This window comes from Amycolatopsis sacchari (assembly GCF_900114035.1).
GTDB classification, from domain to species: domain Bacteria; phylum Actinomycetota; class Actinomycetes; order Mycobacteriales; family Pseudonocardiaceae; genus Amycolatopsis_E; species Amycolatopsis_E sacchari.
On sequence record NZ_FORP01000003.1, the window covers coordinates 258,651 to 280,209 of the forward strand.

At 71.2% G+C, this 21,559-nt stretch carries 4 protein-coding genes; all 4 read right to left on the reverse strand.

From position 1 onward, the window contains the following. Nucleotides 1–80: 80 nt before the first annotated feature. Genes BMZ92_RS07995 through BMZ92_RS08010 form a run of 4 tightly spaced genes read right to left on the reverse strand, consistent with a single transcriptional unit; the run spans nucleotide 81 to nucleotide 21,559 of the window. The gene (locus BMZ92_RS07995) at nucleotides 81–3,425 is read right to left on the reverse strand and encodes a non-ribosomal peptide synthetase (RefSeq protein ID WP_091505079.1); all 3,345 of its coding nucleotides are present in this window, start codon (nucleotides 3,423–3,425) and stop codon (nucleotides 81–83) included. Then, nucleotides 3,419–10,450: a non-ribosomal peptide synthetase gene (locus BMZ92_RS08000; protein ID WP_091505080.1), complete on the reverse strand. Its 7,032-nt coding sequence runs from the start codon at nucleotides 10,448–10,450 to the stop codon at nucleotides 3,419–3,421. Before BMZ92_RS08000 ends, BMZ92_RS07995 begins: the two co-directional genes overlap by 7 nt. Continuing rightward, nucleotides 10,443–14,630, reverse strand: a complete 4,188-nt coding sequence (locus tag BMZ92_RS08005; RefSeq protein ID WP_218153416.1) for a non-ribosomal peptide synthetase — start codon at nucleotides 14,628–14,630, stop codon at nucleotides 10,443–10,445. Before BMZ92_RS08005 ends, BMZ92_RS08000 begins: the two co-directional genes overlap by 8 nt. After that, nucleotides 14,627–21,559 (reverse strand): non-ribosomal peptide synthetase, encoded by a 6,933-nt coding sequence (locus BMZ92_RS08010; protein ID WP_091505082.1) that lies wholly within the window; start codon nucleotides 21,557–21,559, stop codon nucleotides 14,627–14,629. Before BMZ92_RS08010 ends, BMZ92_RS08005 begins: the two co-directional genes overlap by 4 nt.

Genomic DNA, 21,559 nt, shown 5'->3' on the forward strand with positions numbered 1-21,559 from the left:
CACCCTTCGCGGCCCTCACGAGGAAACTTCTCGAGGAAGTTGCGGCCCCCTTCCGCCCCGGAAGGGGGCCCTACTCGCCTTCAGGACAGTTCGCCCTCCAGGTCCTCTTCGGAGAGTGCGTCTACCTCCAGGTAGATCTCCGCTACCTGCTCCAGCCTGCCCGGCGTGGTCTCGTCGGCGAGGAGGCGGGCTGCCATCGCGCCGACGGTGAGGGTTGCGAACAGCGTGCGGACCGTTACCTCCGTGGTGTCGAGCGCTTCCCGCAGGCGGCCAACGATCATCGTTGCCAGCACCGAATCCCCGCCGAGTGCGAAGAACGGGTCCTCCAGGCCGACGCGCTCGACCTCCAGCACCTCCGCCCACACCTTCGCGATCACCTGCTCCAGCGGCGTCTTCGGCGCCACGTAGGAGTCCGCGCCCGTGGCCCAGTGCGTCGCGACCGCGCGGCGGTCCACCTTCCCGTTCGCGGTCAACGGCATCTCGTCGAGAACCACCACGCGCGCCGGGAGCATGTGCGGCGGCAGCAGGTCCCGCACGAACTCACGCACCTCCTCGGGCGTGACCTTCCCGGCGACGGCGGCGACGAGCTGGTTGCCCGCCACCCCGGCCACCCCGCGCCGCACCTCCGGGTGTTCGGCCAGCGCGGCCTCGACCTCGCCGAGTTCGATCCGCACCCCCCGCACCTTGACCTGGTGGTCACGGCGCCCCAGGAATTCCAGCGTGCCGTCCGGCCAGTACCGCGCCAGGTCACCCGTGCGGTACCAGCGGCGACCCTCGTACTCGACGAACCGGTCGGCGGTGCGCTCCGGATCGGCGCGGTAGCCGCGGGCCACGCCATCACCGCCGATCCACAGTTCGCCGCCCACCCAGTCCGGGCAGTCGCGGCCGCGGGCGTCCACCACGCGGCAGGCCACGTTACGCAGCGGCGTGCCGTACGGCACCGAACGCCAGTGCCCCGGGACGCCGTGCACCTCGCAGACCGTCGAGTGGATCGCCGTCTCGGTCGTGCCGCCCAGTCCGGCGAAGCGGCAACGCGGCGCGTGCGCGGCGACGCGACCGGGCAGGTCCGTGCCCACCCAGTCCCCGCCGAGCAGCACTGTACGCAGGCCGGTCAGCTCCCCTGGACGCGCCGAGACGAGCAGCATGTCCAGCAACGCGGGCACGCAGTTGACGAGCGTGACCCCCTTCGCCGCGACCAGTTCCGCCCACGCCCGCGCGTCCCGCCGGTCGCCCTCCTCGACGAGCACCACCGCACCACCCGCGCCCAGCAGGCCGAAGATGTCGTACACCGACAGGTCGAAGTCCAAAGCGGACACCGCGAGGCAGCGGTCCGACGGGCCGATGCCGAAACGCTCGTTGAGGTCGTCGATCGTGTTCATCGCCGCGCGGTGCGGCACCTCGACGCCCTTCGGCTCGCCGGTCGAGCCGGAGGTGAACAGCACGTAGGCGATCGACTCCTCGTCCACGCGCACGGGCTCGGCCAGTGGCTCGGCGTCCACTTCAGCGCTGGTGATCGTGTGTGTGATGCCCGCGATGCGGCGGATGCGCTCGGCCCGCGCCGCCGGCTGGTCGACGCCGATGGGCACGTAGGTGCCGCCCGCGGCGAGCACCCCGAGCACGGCCGCGATCTGGTCGGGCCCCTTCGGCAGGCTCACGCCGACGACGTCGTGCGGTTCCAGTGTCGCCGCGATGCGCAGGGCGCGGTCCGCCAGCTCCCCGTACGTCAGTTCGCCGGTGGACCACAGCAGCGCGGGCGCGTCCGGCTGCCGCCGCGCCCGCTCGAAGAAGCCGTCGTGCAGGAGCTTGCCGCTGCGCGGACCCGCCGTGTCGTTGACCTTCGCGCGGATCTTCGCCTGGCTCGCCGGCAGCAGGCCGCCGACCGGCTGGTCCCACACGTCGTCGTCCTGCCCGAGGCGGGTGATCAGGCGGTGGAAGGCCGCGAACATCTCGTCGATCATGCCCGCCGGGAAAGCGTTTTCCCGCACGTCCCAGTTGATCAGCAGACCCTCGTTGACCTCGGTGACCTGCGCGTCGAGCAGCACCTGCGGGCCCTGCGAGATGATCCACACGGCCTCGCCGAAGCAGCGCCGGACCTCGGCGTCGAACAGCTCTCCGAGGTTGAGCGCGCTGGTGAACACCACGGGCGCGAGCACCTGCTCACCCTGGTGTCGCGACAGGTCCCGCAGCACCTCGACGCCCGAGTACGCGGCGTGCGCGGCGTCGGCGTGCATCCGTTCCTGCAGCCGCCGCGCATGGTCCACAAAGGACGCTTCTTCGGTGAAGTCGACCTCCAGCAGCACGGAACTGGTGAAGTCGCCGACCAGCCGGTCCACCTCGGGGTGCAGGCTCTCGCGGTCGAACATCGGCAGGTTGAGCAGGAACCGCGGCTGCGCGCTCCACGCCGCGAGCGCTTCGGCGAACGCGGTCGCGACGACCATCGCCGGGGTCAGTCCGTGCTCGTGGGCGCGGGCGCCGAGGCGTTTGCGGTCCTCGGGCGCGAGCCAGTGGTGCCGCCGGGTGACGCGGGTGGCGTCGCCGCGCTCGCCTTCCGGCACCAGCGGCAGGTCCGGCGCACTGGGCAGCTCGGGAATCCGTTGCTGCCACCACTCGCGGGCACGCTCGCGGTAGGCCTTGCGGCTCAGCTCGTGTTCGGCCAGGTAACGCGGGTAGCTGTAACCGATCGGCTCGAACTCGGGGTTTTCGTAGAAGCGGGCGAGGTCGGCGAGCAGGATGCGGTAGCTCAGCGCGTCGGCGGCGAGCATGTCCACGTCCACGTGCAGCCGGGTGCGGCCGCCGGGCAGGCGGCTGAGCTGGATGGAGAACACCTCGCCGTCGGCGACGTCGAGCCGGGCGTGCGAGGACCGGTCGCGGATGCGCTCCAGCTCCTGCTCGTCCTCGATGTCGTGCACGACGAGCGCGGGCTGCGCACGCTCGGGCAGGATCTGCTGGCGGCCGTCGTCCGTGAACTTCGCGCGCAGCATGCCGTGCCGCCGCACGAGCGCCCGCACGGCCCGCTCCAGCCGCTCCGGCTCCACGCCCTCGCCGTCGAACTCGACGTACAGGTGCGCGGCGACCGAACCGAGCGTGGTCTCCTCGTCGCGGCCGATCCAGTACGCGTGCTGCATGAGCGCGAGCGGGAACGGCTCGGACTCGTCGACCTCGACGCTCACCGCGGGCTCGGGCGCGACCCCGGCGGCCTCGGCCAGCACCTGGCGCCAGCCCGCGAGCGTGGGTTGCTTCGCCAGCTGCGCGAAGCCGACCTTGATGCCGCGCCGCCGCCACTTGTTCGCGACCTGCATGAGCTGGATCGAGTCCAGTCCCCACTCGATGAGACTGTCGTTTTCGGACAGTTCCGCCGCCTCGGGGCCCAGCAGGTCGGTGACCTCCCGCAGCAGCTCCCCCGCCGTCGGTTGCTGACTCACCACGTGCCCAGCTCCTCTTCGAACTCGTCGATCTCGTCCTGACTGACGTCCACCAGGTCCGGCACCGGGCCGGCCGCCGCCAGCGCCTGCCGCAGCCGGTCGGCCAGGCCGCTGTCCTGGGCGGCGACGCCGACGCGCAGCTCGTCGCCGACCGCGGCGGCGTTCACCTCCAGCGCCCAGTCCGGTTTCCGGCCGTGCCGCGGCGGAACGCGCAGCATCGGCGCTTCGGGCGCCACCGACCACGGCGAGCCGTCGCCGGTCTCGACGCGGCCGAGGTAGTTGAGGACCACGGTCGGCTCGGACAGGCCCAGGGGCGGCAGCAGCCCGTAGCCCAGGCCGGCGTCGGGCAGGTCCCGCACGCGGCCGGTCGTGCGCATCGGGAAGATCGTCGTGAACCAGCCGACGGTCGCGGACAGGTCCACGCCCGGGGCGATCCGCTCCTCGCGGCCGTGCCCCTCGACGGCGATCACCGCGTCTCCGAGCACCTGACCGAGCGCGCTGACCAGCGCTTGTTGCACGTCGCCGCCGGGCAGCGGGACGGCGAACTCGGTGACGTCCGGCTCGCGGTCGGTCAACGGCAGCACCGGGTCGGCCCCGTCGAGGATGCCGCGCCAGAGGTCTGCTTCGGCGCTGCGGTCCTGTTGCCGCAGGATTTGGCTCCACCGCCGGAACGACGTGCCGCTGCGGAACAGCTCGTGCCCCTGCCACGCCTCGGCGAGGTCGTCGAGCAGGATCCGCCACGAGACGCCGTCCACGGCAAGGTGGTCGGCGACGAGCAGCACGCGGTCCGGGAACCACACGACCTGCAGCAGCCGCTCGTCGGTGAGCCGGTCGCGAGCGGCGAGCAGCTCGTCGTCGAGGGAACCCGTGGCGCGGGTGAGGATTTCCCGCGCGGAGAACGACTCCTCCGGCACGACGAGAGTGCGGCCGTCCCAACGGGCGCGGAGCACGTCGTGCCGGTCCAGCACGGCCTGCAGCGTGCGCACGAGCGCCGGTTCGGTCAGGTCCGGCGGCGCGACCAGCAGCATCGCCTGGAACAGGCCGCGGTACCGCATGATCGGCGTCGGCTCGACCGGGCCGTACGGCACGTCGTCGGGGTCCACAGTGAACTCTCCGGCGGCGGCGAGGCCGGCCGGGGTGCGGTGCTCGAAGATCTGCCGCGGGGTGAGCCGGATGCCTGCCTTGCGGGCGCGGCTGACCAGCTGCACGGAGATGATGCTGTCGCCGCCCAGCTCGAAGAAGCTGTCGTGCACCCCGACTTCGGGCAGCTTGAGGATGTCCGCGAAGAGCTCGCACAGGATGCGCTCGCGGTCGTCGCGGGGTTTGGCGTCCCCGGCCAGTGCACCGAAGTCCGGGTCAGGAAGCGCTTTCCGGTCCAGCTTGCCGCTCGGCGTCAGGGGAAGCTCGTCGAGTGGCACGACGGCCGCGGGCACCATGTGCTCGGGCAGCTCGGCGGCAACGGCTTCGCGCACCCCGTCCGGCGAACCCACGACGTAGGCGACGAGCCGCTGTTCCCGCGCGACGACGACCGCCTGCCGCACGCCGGGCACCCGCTCGACGGCGGCTTCGATCTCGCCGAGTTCGACGCGGAAGCCACGGATCTTGACCTGGTCGTCGGTGCGGCCGAGGTAGTGCAGGACACCGTCGACCTGCTTTACGAGGTCGCCGGTGCGGTACAACCGCTCGCCGTTGGGGGCCGCCACAAACCGTTGGGCGGTGAGGCCCGGGCGGTTGAGGTAACCGCGGGCGAGCTGCACGCCACCGAGGTACAGCTCCCCCGGCACGCCGGGCGCCACCGGACGGAGCAGGCGGTCGAGGACGTGGACCTGCGTGTTCCACACCGGGCGGCCGATCGCCACCTCATCCGTCACAGTCCAATGCGTGACATCCACGGCGGCTTCGGTGGGGCCGTACAGGTTGTGCATCCCCGGCTTGGCGATGTCTGCGGGAAGCGCTTCCCCGCTCGTGATCACCCGCTTCGGCAGCGGGCGGTCACCGTACGCCCGCAACATCGACGGAACAAAGTGGACGGTCGTCACCTGCGGCATCAGTTCGGCCAGGTAGTCAGGATCCTTGTGCCCACCCGGCTTCGCGACGACCAGCTTGGCGCCCGTGATGAGCGGCCAGAAGAACTCCCACACCGACACATCGAAACTCGACGGGGTCTTCTGCAACACCGCATCCTCGACCGTGAGACCGTACTCGCGCTGCATCCACAACAGACGGTTCACGATCGCGCGATGGGTGATCACCACACCCTTCGGGCGGCCCGTCGAGCCCGAGGTGTAGATGACGTAGGCCGCATTGTCCGGGCCCGCCGGGCGAGGTTCGGCTTCGCCGTGCAACTCGCCGGGGAGAACGGCGGTGGGTTGCGCGTCGGCGATCATGAAGTCCAGGCGTTCAGCCGGGTAGTCAGGATCCAACGGCAGGTAGGCCCCGCCCGCCTTGAGCACCGCCAGCAGCGAAACGATCAGCTCCAGCGACCGGTCCTGCCGGATACCCACGATCCGATCCGGCCCCACACCAGCCGCCGCCAGGCGGCGAGCCAGCTCCGTGGCGCGGGCATCCAGCTCCGCGTACGTCAGGCTTTCGCTCTCGAACACCACCGCGGTGGCGTCCGGAGTGCGGGCGACCTGCGCGGAGAACAGCTCCGGCAGCGTCACCGACGGTACGGACACGACCGGGAAATCCGCCTGTGCCGGGGCCAGGCGGCTCGCCGCGAGGGGGCGGTCCGGATGCGCCGCCAGGTCCTCGACGAGCCGCGTGAACCGGGTGACCCAATCCTCCACAGTGGACCGATCGAACAGGTCCTTGCTGTACACGAGCCAGCCGTTGATCCCGGTCTCGTCCTCGAACAGGTGCCACGACAGGTCCATCCGCGCGGCGTAGAACGGGACGTGCTCCTCCCGCAGGGAAGCCGCCCCGAACGGCACGGCGGCACGCGGCGCCTGCTGGTACGCCAGCATCACCTGGAACAGCGGGTGCCGCCCCAGCGAGCGAGTCGGGTTCACCGCGTCGACGAGCCGCTCGAACGGCAGGTCCTGGTGGGCGAACGCGTCGAGGTCGGTCTGCCGCACTCGCTCGACCAGCTCGCGGAACGTCGGGTTGCCGGACACGTCGGTGCGCAGCACGAGCGTGTTGACGAAGAACCCGACGAGCCCGTCGAGCGCGGCGTCGCTCCGGCCGGCGACGGGCGTGCCGAGCGGGATGTCCGTGCCCGCGCCCAGGTGGTCGAGCAGCGCGGCGAGCGCGGCCTGCACGGTCATGAAGACCGTCGAACCGGTCTCGCGGGCGAGTGCAGCAAGCGCTTCCCGGATCTTCGCGTCCAGCCGGAACCGGACGGCGTCGCCCTCGAAGCTCGGCGTCGTGGGACGCGGGCGGTCCGTGGGCAGCGACAGCTCCTCCGGCAGCTCGGCGAGCTTTTCCCGCCAGTACGCCAGCTGCGTTTCGCCAAGATCGCCGAGGAGGTCCCGCTGCCAGAGCGCGTAGTCGGCGTACTGCACGGGTAGGGGCGTCCAATCCGGACGGCGGCCGTGCAGGCGCGCGGTGTAGGCGGCGGTGAGGTCGGCGAGCAAGCGCTCTCCGGACCAGCCGTCGCTCGCGATGTGGTGCGTCAGCAGGGAAAGCACCTGCCCGTCGCACAGCCGCGCCTCGAACGGCGGTTCCCGGTCTAGCTCGAACGCCCGCCGTGCCGCCTCCGCCACGCTGCCCCCGACGTGCAGCGTGGGGGTCCAGTCCAGCACCTGCTGGTACGGCCGCCCCTCGAACTCCGGGTAAATCGTCCGCAGCACCTCGTGCCGACCGACCACATCGGACAGTGCGGCCCGCAGCGCGTCGAGGTCGAGGGGCCCGTCGAGGCGGACCGCGAGCGGGACGTTGTACGTGGGGCTCGGGCCTTCGATCCGGTAGAGGAACCACAAGCGCTGCTGCGCGAACGACAATGGCACCCGCCGCGGCCTCGGCATCGGCGTGAGCGCGGGCCGCTTGCGGGCGCTGTCGTCGAGCGCGGCGGCGAGGCGTGACACCGTGGGGGCGTCGAAGACCGTGCCGATGGTCAGTTCAACCCCGAGTTCCGCGCGGACGCGGCCGACGAGCCTGGTCGCGAGCAGGGAATGCCCGCCCAGTGCGAAGAAGTCGTCGTGCACGCCCACCCGGTCGAGCCCCAGCAGGTCGGCGAACAACGCGGCCAGCGCACGCTCGCGGTCGTTGGCGGGCTCGGTATCGGTGACGCTGACCTCGGGTTCGGGCAGCGCCTTGCGGTCGAGCTTGCCGCTGGGCGTGAGCGGCAAGGCGTCCAGCGGCACGACCACCGAGGGCACCATGTGCTCGGGCAGGGTCTTCGCCAGCTGCCGCTTGACGTCCGCCGCCTCGCCGACGACGTATCCGACGAGCTGCTGCTGTTCCGGCCGCGCCACGACGGCCGCCGCCCGCACCCCGGGCAGTGCGGTCATGGCCGCCTCGATCTCGCCGAGCTCGACCCGGAACCCGCGGATCTTGACCTGGTCGTCCGCGCGGCCGAGGAATTCCAGCACGCCGTCGACCTGTTTGACGAGGTCGCCGGTGCGGTAAAGCCTCTCGCCGTTGTCTGACGCAACGAACCGTGAGGCCGTCAGCCCGGGACGGTCGAGGTAACCCCGGGCCAGCTGGACGCCGCCGAGGTACAGCTCCCCCGGCACGCCCGGCGGCACCGGACGCAGAAACCGGTCCAGCACGTGCACACTCGTGTTCCACACCGGCCGTCCGATCGGGACCGTGCCGTTCCCGACGCCCTCGGCCGCGGGCCAGTAGGTGACGTCGACCGCGGCCTCGGTGGGGCCGTACAGGTTGTGCACCTGTGGACGGGCCAGCTCGGACGGCAGCGCCTCGCCACTGGTGATCACCCGCTTCGGCAGGGGCCGGTCGCCGTACACCCTCAGCATCGAGGGGACAAAGTGGACGGTCGTGACCTGCCGCATGATCTCGGCCAGGTAGTCGGGGTCCTTGTGCCCGCCCGGCTTCGCAAGCACCAACTTCGCGCCGGTGATGAGGGGCCAGAAGAACTCCCACACCGACACATCGAAGCTCGACGGGGTCTTCTGAAGGACCGTGTCCTCGGCCGTGAGCCCGTATTCGTGCTGCATCCACAGGAGGCGGTTGACGATCGCCCGGTGCGTGACCACGACGCCCTTCGGACGGCCGGTTGAGCCCGAGGTGTAGATGACGTAGGCCGCGTTGTCCGGGCCTGCTGGGTGAGGCTCGGCTTCGCCCTTCAACGAGGCAGGCAGCACCACCGCGGGCTGGGCGTCGGCGATCATGAAATCAAGGCGTTCTGGCGGGTAGGAGGGGTCGAGCGGCAGGTAGGCGCCGCCCGCCTTGTGCACCGCCAGCAGCGAGACGATCAAGTCCAGCGAGCGGTCCTGCCGGATCCCCACGATCCGGTCCGGCCCCACACCCGCCGCAGCCAGCTGGCGAGCCAGCGCCGCGGCCCGGGCATCCAGCTCGGCGTAGGTCAGGCTTGAGCCCTCGAAGACCACGGCGGTCGCGTCCGGGGTGCGGGCGACCTGCGCGGAGAACAGCTCGGCCAACGTCGTTGCGGGCAACTCCACCTCGGCGCCGGCAGGCAAGGCCGAGGAGTGGTAGTCCAGACGCCCGATGCCGCGGTCCGGTTCGTTGAGAGCGCTTTCCAGCAGCGACTCCAGGTGCGCCAGGAACCGGTCGACGGTCGCGGCGGTGAACAGGTCCGTGGAGTAGGTGGCCTCGACGCGCATCCGGCCGTCGGTGAGGAACGCTTCCAGCGCGAGGTCGAACTGCGTCGTGTCGTTGTGCACCGTCCGCCAGTCCGCGGTCACGCCGGGCAGGTCGAAGCCCTGCAACCCCTGCGTCAGGAACAGCAGCATCACGTCGAACAACACCGACCGCCCGGCCACACGCGGCGGGCGCAGCCGCTCGACGAGCAGGTCGAACGGCAGGTCCTGGTGCGCGTAGCCCTCGGTGCACACCCGCTGGACCCGCGCGACCAGCTCCGCGAACGACGGGTCTCCGGTGAGGTCGGCCCGCAGCACCAGCGTGTTGCCGAAGTTGCCGATGAGCCGCTCGACCTCGCCCGCGTCGCGGTTCATCGACGCCGAACCGATCGGCACGTCGGTCGCGCCGGTGTAGCGGCCCAACAGGGCCGCGTACGCGGCGAACACGACCATGAACGGCGTGACGCCGCGGGATTGGGCGAACGCGGTGGCGCGTTCAGTGAGCGCGGCGTCGAACGTCCGAAACCGACGGTCGCCCCGGCTGGACCGGGTCGCGCCACGGGGGAAGTCCGTTGGCAGGGGCAGCGGCTCCGGCATCGGGTCGAGGGCGCGGCGCCAGTGGTCCAGGTCGCCCGCCAGCCGTTCGTCAGTAAGCGTTTTCCGTTGCCACAGCGCGAAGTCGGCGTATTGCACGGGAAGCGGTTCGAGCCCGGCCGGGCGACCGGTGGTGTCCTCCCGGTACAGCGCGGAGATCTCGTGGGAGAGGGCGTTGAACGTGAAGCCGTCCCACGCGATGTGGTGCACGGTCAGCACGAGCACGTACTCGTCGTCGGCCCTGCGGAGCAGCTTCAACCGCAGCGAGTGCTCGCGTTCGAGGTCGAAGGCGTGCGCGGACTCCTCGCGGGAAAGCGCTTCCACCGCGCGTTCGCGCTCGTCGGCGGGCAGGCCGCGCAGGTCGGTCTCGGGCATCGCCACCACGGCGAACCGGTCCACCACCTGCCGCGGCTCGCCGTCTGCGCCCGGCACGTACCGGGTGCGCAGCACCTCGTGCCGGTCCACGAGCCGCTGGAACGACCGGTGCAACGCGGCCGTGTCCAGTTCCCCGCGCAGGCTGATCGCGAGGCACACGTTGTAGGCCGGGCTGTCCGGTTCGAGCTGCTGCAGGAACCACATGCGTGACTGCGCGTACGACAGCGGCAGGTCGTCCTCGCGGTCCCGCCTCGGGATCTGGTCCGTGCGGGCGAGCCCGGCCTGCGCGAGCCGGCGGCGCAGCAGCTCGCGCTTGCGGGCGGCCAGGTCACTCATCGGCGATCTCCTTCAGCGCGGCGAACCACTCACGCGACAGGTCGTGGATGCGGTCTTCGGGGAAGATGCCGCTCGCCCACTGCCAGTCGGCCTCCAGCACCGACCCGCGGACGAGGGCGTTGAGCACCAGGCAGTACGGCGCGGGCATGGCGTCATCCACGCCACCGCCCATCGCACCGACCTCGAGCGCGCCGGACCACGGCTGCCCTTCGGTCTCGCCGACCGTGAGCCTGCCGAGGTAGTTGAACTCCACCTGCGGTTCCGGCAGCCGCGCCAGCTCGGGGGCGGTGTCGGGGTTGAGGTACCGCAGCAGGCCGTAGCCGAGGCCGCCGTCGGGCAGCGCGAGCTGCTGGGCGACCTTGCGCACGTCGGTGGGGTCGATGCGGACCGGGTGCACGTCGGTGAACCAGCCGACGGTGCCGGACAGGTCCGCGCCGGGCACGACCTGTTCCTCGCGGCCGTGCCCTTCCAGCGCGATGAGCACGGAACCGTCCTCCCCGCGCCAGCGCGCGATGGCGCGGGCGAACGCGGTGAGGAGCACGTCGTTGACCGTCACGCCGAGGCGTTCCGGCACGGTCGTGAGCAGCGCGTTCGTCAGATCCGCGTCGAGGAACGTGCGGGTCGCGCGCATCGTGGCGCGGGTGTCTCGAGCGGGGTCCAGGCATCGCGTGCCGAGCACGGGGTCAGGACCGGACAGGATGTCCCGCCACAGGTCCAGCTCCGGTGCCTTCGCCCGCGCAACCTCGGGAAGCGCTTTCGCCCACTCGCGGAACGACGTGCCGACCGGCGGCAGCTCGCGACCCGCCCACAGGTCGGCCAGCTCGGGCACCAGCACACCCCACGACGCCCCGTCGACGACCAGGTGGTGCAGCAGGATCAGGAGCCGCCCGTCGCCGCCGGGCCGGTCGAACCACACGAACCGCGCCATCCGGCCCTGAGCCGGGGACAGCTCGCGCAGCTCCTCCTCCAGCACCTCGGGCAGCTGCGCGGCCACGTCGGTCAGCTCGACGCGCCGCAGCGCCGGTTCGGCGCCACGGGGGTGTACGACGAACCCACTGTCGAAAGTGGACCGGAGCACGTCGTGCCGGTCGAGCAGGGTCCGCAGCATGCGGGTGAGCCGGTCGAGATCCAGCCCAGCCGGGGTACACAGGAGCCGGGCCTGGCTGAGCCGGTCGTACGGCGCGTTGCGGGTGAGCCAGTGCAGCATGGGGGTCAACGGGACCTCGCCGATGCCGGCGTCCGGATCCGCCGTGGCCTTCGCCTTGCCTGCGACGAGTGCGAGTTCGGCGACCGTCCGGCGCTCGAAGACGTCGCGAGGGCTGAAGCCGAACCCGGCCGCGCGGGCCTTGCTGACCAGCCGCATCGAGACGATGCTGTCGCCGCCGAGCGCGAAGAAACTGTCGTCCGCGCCGACGTGCCGGACACCGAGGACCTCGGCGAACAGCTCGGCGAGCTTGGCTTCGGTCTCGGTGCGCGGGGCGCGTGTGGTGCCCTCGTAGTCCGGCGCGGGAAGCGCTTTCACGTCGAGCTTGTCGTTGCGGGTCAACGGGAAGCTGTCCACGGCCACGACCGCCGCGGGCACCATGTAGTCGGGCAGGCTCGCCGCGACGCGCTCCCGCAGCCCTTCGACACCGCCTTCACGCAGCACGACGTATGCCACCAGCCGCCGCACGCCCGGCGTGTCCTCGCGGGGCACCACGACCACCCGCTCGACGCGTTCCTCCCGCGCGAGCACGGCTTCGATCTCACCTGGCTCGATGCGGTAGCCCCGGATCTTCACCTGGTCGTCGACGCGCCCGAGCGCCTCGATGCGGCCGTCCGCAGTCCAGCGCGCGACGTCCCCAGTGCGGTACATCCGGCCGGGCTCAAACGGGTTCGCTACGAACCGCTCGGCCGTCGTACCGGGGCGGCCGAGGTAGCCGCGCGCCAGCCCGGCACCGGCCAGGTACAGCTCACCCTCCACGCCGACCGGGCACGGCCGCAGCCGCCGGTCGAGGATGTACGCCCGCGCGTTGCCGACCGGGGAGCCGATCGAAGGTGACTCGCTGTCGGCGAAGTCCGCTGCAGCGGAGTCCACAGTGCACTCGGTGGGTCCGTAGAGGTTGTAAACCGCCAGATCGTCCTCCGCGCGCAGCATCCGCCACAGCTCCCCCGGCACGGCTTCCCCACCGAGGCCGAGGACCTTCAGCGAGCCGCGCCACGGCTCGGTCGCGACCTGCGCGAACAGTGAAGGCGACAGTTCGACGAACTCGATCGCGTGTTCGGCGAGGAACTCCCTCAGCCGGTCGGCGTCCCGCCGGACGTCCGGCGGGACGAGGTGCAGCTCGTGCCCGGCGAACAACCACAGCATCGGCTGCCACGACGCGTCGAACGCCATCGGCCACGCGTGCGCCACCCGCAACGGCCGCCCCACACGCTCACGCGCCGGGTCGAACAGCTGGTCCCGGTGGCTGCAGAGCAGGTTGACGATCGAGGCGTGGGGCACAACGACGGCCTTCGGCGTGCCCGTCGAGCCGGAGGTGTAGATGACGTACGCCGGATGCTCGGGAAGCGCTTTCTGCGGCAGGTCGTCCGCCTCGCCCTCGGGCACTTCGGTCAGCACGGCCACCGGCTGGGCGTCGGCGAGCATGAGGTCGATCCGCTCGGCAGGCCACTCCGGGTCCAGCGGCAGGTAGGCCGCGCCCGCCTTGAACACCGCCAGCAACGCGATGATCATGTCCGCGCTCGCGGACAGCTTGAGCGCGACGATCCGCTCCGGCCCGGCACCCTGCCCGACGAGCAGGCGTGCCACGTGGTTGGCGCGGCGGTTCAGCTCGGCGAAGGTCAGCCGCCGCTGCCCGTCCACGACGGCGAGCGCGTCCGGCGTCCGGCGGGCCTGCTCCTCGAACAGCTCGGACATCGTCTTCGCGGGCACGTCGAGGCGCTTGCCGGTGCCGAACTCCGCGAGCTGCCGGTACTCCTCGGGGAACAGGAGCTCGACCGGCCGTCCCTCGGCGAAGGACTCGGCGGCACGCGTGAAGTACCGCGTGATGGCCTCGATCCGCTCACGGTCGAACACCTCCGACCGGTACTCGAAGGTGACGGAAAGCGCTTCCTCCGCCGCGACCGCGAGCGTCAGCGGGTAGTGCGTGGCGTCGTCGACTTCGACCTGGCTGATCCGGATCCCGGCCTGCCGCTCGCTTTCACCAACCGCGCCTGAGTCGATCGGGTAGTTCTCGAACACGACGAGCGTGTCGAACAAGTCCCCGCCGCCGGCGGCGCGCTGGATCTCGGTGAGCCCGAGGTACTGGTGCTCCATCAGGCTCGACTGCTGGGCCTGCAGCTCGGCGGGCGAGGCGTCCGCCCGCACCCGGACGGGCACGGTGTTGATGAACAGCCCGATCATCGAGTCCACTCCGGACAGTTCGGGTGGACGACCGGAGACCGTCGCGCCGAACACCACGTCGTCGCGGCCGGTCAGCCGCGCGAGCACCTGCCCCCACAACGACTGCACGACGGTGTTGACTGTCAGCCCCTCTTCGCGGGCGCGGGCGTAGAGCCGTTCGGCCGGAAGGTCGACGCGAATCTTGCCCGGCCGGGTCGGCACGCGGGAAGCGTCGGGCGCGAGCAGCGTGGGTTCGACGTCGTCGAGCACGCGCAGCCACGCTTCGGTGGACGCCTGAACGTCCCTTGTGGACAGCCATGACAGGTAGTCGCGGTAGGGCCGCGGCCGGGGCGGCTCGGTTCCGCCGTAGAGCGCCAGCAGCTCGCTGACCAGCAGCGGAAGCGACCAGCCGTCGAGCAGGAGGTGGTGGTTCGTCAGCACGAGCCGGTGGTCGGTGTCGCTCATCCGCACCAGGGTCATCCGCAGCAGCGGCGGTTCGTCGAGGGTGAACCGCGCGGCGCGGTCGCGGGCGAGCACGCCTTCGAGGTCGCCGTCGACCTCGGTCCAGGGCAGCTCCACCTCGTCGAGGACCACCTGCACCGGCTCGTCGACGTCCTCGTGCACGAACGCCGCCCGCAGGTTCGCGTGCCGGGCGAGCAGCCGTTGCGCCGCCGCGTGTAAGCGCTTGCTGTCCAGTTCTCCTTGCAGGCCCAGCACGAACTGCACGGTGTAGACGTCGTCGGATCCCGTGTCGTACAACGCGTGGAACAGCATTCCCTGCTGGAGCGGGGAAAGCGGCAGGATGTCCTCGATCACTTCTTTCCCCACTTCGCGGCGAGGCGGTCGAGCTGCCCCTGGTTGAGCGACACCAGCGGCACGTCCGACGGCGTGAGCCCCGCGTCGAGGTCGCCGGTCAGCGCCTCGCGCCACGCCTCGGCCTGCTTGCGCACCTCGACCTCGCTGTGCTTCGCCGTCCACGACCACGTCGCCTTGAGGACCGGACCACCGGGGCCGTCTTCCGTCAGGGCATTGATCTCCAGCGCCCGGTGCTGCAACTCGGGCGGTGGCAGCTGCTCTGGGCCCGGCGTCCAGTCGCCTTCGGTCAGGTCGAACCGGCCGAGGTAGTTGAAGCCGATTTCGGCGTCGGGGATCTCCTGGCCGAAGCCGGAGTCCGGGATCGCCCGCAGGCGTTCCTTGACCTGCGCCAACGGTTCTCCACGCAGCTCGAACGGGTAGACCGTGGTGAACCAGCCGACCGTGCGGGACAGGTCCGCGCCCGGCACCAGCTGCTCCTCGCGGCCGTGCCCCTCCAGCGCGATCGTCGCCGGGCCGAGCGCGCGGCCCAGAGCGGTGATCAGCACTTCCTGGACACGGGCGTGCTTGCCTTCGAGCAGCTTCCTCGTCTCCGCCATGCCGAGTTCGACGGTCAACCGGCCCTTCGTGGCCTCGGCCTTGCGCGGGTGCACCGGCGTGGGCCGGGCGGTGGCGAGTGCCCAGCTGCGGAACGAAGTCGGCACCGGCGCCAGCGCCGGGGCACGCCCGGCCGCGCGGGCCGTCCACGCCTCGGCCAGGTCCTCGGCGAGGATCCGCCACGACACGCCGTCCACGACGAGGTGGTGCAGGACGAGCAACAGCCGCCCGTCGAAGGCCACCGCCCGGACCATCCCCTCGGCCGGATCGAGCGCGGCGACGGCTTCGGCGTACTTCTCCGGCTGGTACGGGCCGTTCACGTGCTCCACCACCGCACGCGCTCGCGGGGGCACGTGGAGCACCCCGTCGCCCAGCCGGGCACGCAACAAGTCGTGGTGGTCGAGGACGTCCTGCAGGACCTGCTCGAACGCGTCCGGCGCGAACGGTTCGGGCACCCGCAGCAACGCTGCCTGGTGCATGTGCAGATCACCGGTGCCCGTCCACCAGCGCATGATCGGCGTCAGCGGCACGTCACCGGTGCCGTCGTCGTGTGCCGTGACCACGGCGGCATCCACGGTGCGGGCCAGTGCGGCGGCGGTCTGGTGCTCGAACACCTGCTTCGGCGAGAGCTGCAGCCCGGCGGCACGGGCCTTGCTCACGAACCGGATCGACAGGATGCTGTCGCCGCCGAGCGCGAAGAAGTTGTCGTCGGCGCGAACCTCGGGCACCCGCAGCAACTCGGCCATCAGTCCACAAAGGAGCTTCTCGGTCTCGGTGACCGGCAACCTGCCGGTGGCCGCCTCCTCGAGCGGGGCCGGCAGCGCCTTGCGGTTCACCTTGCCCGACGGCAGCAGCGGGAACTCGTCGAGGAACACGAACCGCGGCGGCACCATGTGCTCGGGCAGCCGCTGCCGCAGCCACTCGCCGAGCCCGTCGACCCGCGGCCCGAGGCAGTAGCCGACGAGCCCCGGCCGGTCCTCGCGCAACAACACGACCGCGCGGCGGACCTGCTCGTGCTGCTCCAGCACGGCCTCGATCTCCTCCAGCTCGACGCGCATGCCGCGGATCTTGATCTGGTTGTCCGCGCGCCCCAGGAACTCCAGGCTCCCGTCGGGCTGCCACCGGGCCAGGTCGCCGGTGCGGTACAGACGGGATCCAGGCGGGCCGAAGGGATCGGCGACGAAATGGTCGGCGGTGCGCTTCGGGTCGTTGAGGTAGCCGCGGCCGAGGTAGACACCGCCCGCGTACAGCTCGCCCGGCACTCCGATGGGTACCGGCATGAGATTGCGGTCCAGCACGTACAGGCGCGTGTTGCCGTTGGGCTTGCCGATCGACACCGCTGTCCGCACGGCGTCCCGGTACACGACGTGGCTGACCCCGATGGTCGCCTCGGCCGGCCCGTAGCCGTGGTACATCACGGCGTCGCTGGCTTCACGGAACCGCTGGAACAGCTCCGGCGTGAGCACCTCGCCACCGCACCACACGTGCTTGAGCGAGCGCGCCTTCCCGGCGAAGCCGTCGATCTGCAGCAGCAGGTCGAGGATCGACGACGGCAGGTAGGTGAACGTGACCTCGTGCCGTGTGATCAGGCCGAGCAGGTAGTCGATGTCGCGCTCACCGCCGGGTTCGGCGATCACCAGCTTCCCGCCGGTGACCAACGGCAGGAAGATCTCGTTGATCGAGATGTCGAACCCGAGCGGTGCCTTGAACAGCGACGCGTCCCCCGGTCCGAAGCCCAGGAGCTCGCGTTGCCACAGGAGCCGGTGCGTGATCGCGCGGTGGCGGATCATCGCGCCCTTCGGGGTGCCGGTGGAGCCCGAGGTGTAGATGACGTAGGCCAGGTTCTCCGGCAGGATGGTCGCCTCGACTCGCTCCAAAGTGGACTCCTCGCCGATGTGCACGATCGGCACGCCCAGGTCACGCACGGGCTCGTCGTGTTTCTCACCACTCAGGATCGCGGCGAGTCTGGCGTTTTCGCAGACCTCCGCAATGCGGCGCTGGGGCCACGACGGCTCCAGCGGCACGAACGCGGCCCCGGCCTTCTCCGCACCGAGCAGCCCGACGACCAGTTCGATCGACCGCTCCCAGTGCATGCCGACGGTCTGTTCCGGCCCGACACCCAGCTCACGCAGGCGGTGTGCCACGTGGTTCGCGCGGGCGTCGAGTTCGGCGTAGGTGAGCTTGGCGTCGTGGAACTCGACGGCGATGGCGTCCGGAGTGCGGGCGACCTGCTCCTCGACCATCGCCGTGAGCGTGGTCTCCGGTCGTGTCTCGGCGGTGTCGTTGAAGGCGCGGAGCTGCGCGTGCTCGTCCTCGGACAGCACGTCGACCAGCCCGACCGGACGGCTCGGCTCGGCGACGAATGCATTGAGCAGCCTTGCCAGCCGCTGCGCGAATCCCTCCACTGTGGACTCGTCGAACAGGTCGGCACTGTAGGTGACGGCGCATTCGCCTGGCCCGAAGTGGAACGCGAGGTCGAACTTCGCGCCCGTCACGCCGGGGTCGAGCGGGGTCACCGTGACGCCGGGCAGCGCCAATGAGGCGTCGAGGTCCTGGTACGACACCATCGTCTGGAACAGCGGGTGCCGCCCTGGTGAGCGCGGCGGGTTCACCGCTTCGACGACGCGTTCGAACGGCAGGTCCTGGTGTGAGTACGCCTCCAGGTTCGTCTCCCGCACCCGCGCCAGCAGCTCGCGGAACGTCGGGTTGCCGGACAGGTCGGTCCGCAGCACGAGGTTGTTGACGAAGAAGCCGACCACGTCGTCGAGGCTTTCGTCACCGCGGCCGGCGGTCGGCGTGCCGAGCGGGATGTCCTCGCCCGCGCCGAGGCGGTGCAGCAGCACGGCGACCGCGGCCTGGCCGACCATCAGGTCCGTCACGCCCAGCTTCCGTGCGAGCTGCCGCAGGTCGGGCAACGGCACCCGGACGCTGCCGCCGCGGCGGCTCGGCTGCTGCGGGCGCGGACGGTCGGTCGGCAGCGGCAGCTCCTCGGGCAGGCCCTCGAGCCGCTGGCGCCAGTAAGCGCTGTCATCGCGCGCGTTTTCCTGCTGCCACAAGGTGTAGTCGGCGTACTGGACAGGCAGCGGTGGCCACTCCGGTTCACGGCCCTCGGCGCGGGCGGCGTAGGCGGTGCTCAGGTCGCGCAGCAGTGGGCGTGCCGACCACTCGTCCGCAGCGATGTGGTGCACGACCAGGGTGAACTCGTACTCGTCCTCCCCGGTGCGCCGCAGGTCGTAGCGGATCGGCGGTTCCGCGTCGAGGCGGAAGCAGTGTTCCGCTGTGCCACGCTGAACCGGGGCGGGGGCGAGGACCTCCTGCCGTGGTTCCGTGCCGGGGAAGATCGTGCGCAGGGATTCGTGCCTGGTCACGACGTCCAGCAGGGCCGCGTCGAGCGCCTCGGTGTCGAGCGGGCCGGTGAGGCGCGCCGTGAACGGGATGTTGTACGTCGGGTTCGGGCCCTCCAAGCGGTAGAGGAACCACAGGCTGCGCTGCGCCGGAGAAAGCGGTATCTCCGCGGGGCGCTCGCGCTTGGTGAGCGCGGGACGACGTTCGCCGCCGGCGAGGAGCCGGGCCAGGCGCGCGGCGGTCGGGGCGTCGAAGACGGCACGCAGCGGCAGGTCGACGCCGAACGTCCGGCGCACGCGGCTGACCAGGCGCGTGGCGAGCAGGGAATGCCCGCCGAGGGCGAAGAAGTCGTCGTGTGGCCCGACCGCGCCGAGGCCGAGGACGTCGGCGAACAGCTCGCACAGGATCTGCTCGCGCGGATCGGTCGCGGGTGCGCTGTTGGTCTGGAGGGCCGGTTCGGGCAGGGCCTTGCGGTCGAGTTTGCCGCTCGGGGTGAGCGGCAGGGCGTCGAGGGTCACGATCACCGACGGCGTCAGGTGCTCGGGCAGCCGCAGCGCGGAGGTGTCGACGCTCGCGCCGTCCTCCGGCACGACGTACCCGATGAGCTGCTGCTGCTCACTTCGCACGGCGACGGCGGCGGCCTTGACCCCCGGCAGGGCGGTCAGCGCGGCTTCGACCTCGCCGAGTTCCACGCGGAAGCCACGGATCTTGACCTGGTCGTCGGTGCGGCCGAGGTAGTGCAGCACGCCGTCGACCTGCCGCACGAGGTCCCCCGTGCGGTACAGCCTCTCGCCGTTCGGCCCCGCCACGAACCGCGATGCGGTGAGGCCCGGGCGGTTGAGGTAACCGCGGGCGAGCTGTACACCCCCGAGGTACAGCTCGCCCACGTCGGCAGGCCGCAGCAGCCGGTCCAGAACGTGGACGCTCGTGTTCCACACCGGCCGCCCGATCGCCACCTCATCCGTCACGGTCCAGTGCGTGACGTCCACGGCAGCTTCGGTGGGGCCGTAGAGGTTGTGCATGCCCGGCTTGGCGATGTCGACGGAAAGCGCTTCCCCGCTCGTGATCACCCGCTTCGGCAGCGGCCGGTCACCGTACGCCCGCAACATCGACGGGACAAAGTGGACGGTCGTCACCTGCGGCATGAGTTCGGCCAGGTAGTCGGGGTCCTTGTGGCCGCCAGGCTTCGCGAGCACCAACTTGGCGCCGGTGATCAACGGCCAGAAGAACTCCCACACCGACACGTCGAAGCTCGACGGGGTCTTCTGCAACACCGCGTCCTCGGCGGTGAGACCGTACTCGTGCTGCATCCACAACAGACGGTTCACGATCGCGCGGTGGGTGACCACCACCCCCTTCGGGCGGCCGGTCGAACCCGAGGTGTAGATGACGTAGGCCGCATTGTCCGGGCCAGCCGGGCGAGGCTCAGCGAAACCCTCCAACGAGGCTGGAAGGACCACCACAGGCTGGGCGTCGGCGATCATGAAGTCCAGCCGCTCAGCCGGGTAGTCAGGATCCAACGGCAGATAAGCCCCGCCCGCCTTGAGCACCGCCAGCAGCGAAACGACCAACTCCAGCGACCGGTCCTGCCGGATACCCACGATCCGATCCGGCCCCACCCCCGCCGCAGCCAGCTGCCGCGCCAACGCCGAAGCCCGGGCATCCAACTCCGCGTACGTCAGGCTCGAACCCTCGAACACCACCGCCGTGGCATCCGGAGTGCGGGCGACCTGCTCCGCGAACAACTCCGGCAAAGTCGTCGAGGGCACCGGTGCCGGGAAGTACGGCAGCTCCTCCCGCACCAGATCCACCTGCGCGACAGGCGTCTCTGGCGCGGCGATGAACCGGTCGAGCACGGCCAGGAACCGGTCGGCGATCGCCGAAACGTCCGGGAACTGCGCAGGATCCGCGTCGAAGCGCACCACGAACTCGTCCCCCGGCACGACGAGCAGCGCGAGCGGGTAGTGCGTGGCGTCGCGCACGGAAACGTCCGCCAGCAGGGGGATCTCGGCGTCCACCGGGTAGCTCTCGAACACGACGAGCGTGTCGAACAGGTTCGCCTGCCCGCTGGCGCGCTGGATGTCGGCGAGGCCGAGGTGCTGGTGCTCCAGCAGCCGCGCCTGCTCCGCCTGCACCCGCGCGAACAACCCGGCCAGCGATTCCCCGCCGCGCAGGCGAACCCGCACGGGCACGGTGTTGATGAACAGGCCGACCATCGACTCGACGCCGGGCACTTCCGCACTGCGGCCGGAAACCGTCGCGCCGAACACCAGGTCGTCGCGCCCCGTCATCGTCGCCAGGGTCAGCGCCCAGGCGCCCTGCACGACGGCGTTGACCGTCACACCGTGCCGCCGCGCGGCCTGCTCCAGCGGTCCGCCGGGCACGCGGAACTCCGTGCGCCGCGGGAAGCCGCCCGCCGGTGAGCCGACGAGCGTCGGCCCGTCGAGGTCCGCCAGCGCCTCCGCCCAGGCGCGCTCCGCCGCGGCTTTGTCCTGTTTGGACAGCCAGACGAGGTGGTCGCGGAACGGCCGCACGGCGGGCAGCTGCTCGCCCCGGTACAGCGCGAGCAGCTCACGGACCAGCACGGGCGCGGACCAGCCGTCCCACAGCAGGTGGTGCGCCGTCAGCACGAGCGTGCGCCCGCGCACGAGCGTGAACCGCAGCAGCGGCGGGCGCGCCAGGTCGAACGGTTCCGCACGCTCGGCGTCGAGGTCGAGTTCGTCGACCACGCGGAACGGCACGGCCACCGAACGCCGGACCACCTGCACGAACTGGCCCGAGGACTGCGTGCGGAACGCGACGCGGAGGTTCGCGTGCCGCCGCACGAGCGCCTCGGCCGCCTGCCGGAGCCGATCGGGATCGGCGTCCTCGGTCAGGCGGAGGACCGTCTGCACCGTGTAGACGTCCACCCGGTCGCCGAGCAGGGCGTGGAACACCATGCCATGCTGCAGCGGCGTGAGCGGGAGGACCTCCTCGACGCTCGAAGCCAC

What these genes read in the sequence shown, in the direction of transcription:
- BMZ92_RS08000 (WP_091505080.1), bottom strand. Translation starts at nt 10,450, where the DNA reads ATGAGTGACCTGGCCGCCCGCAAGCGCGAGCTGCTGCGCCGCCGGCTC.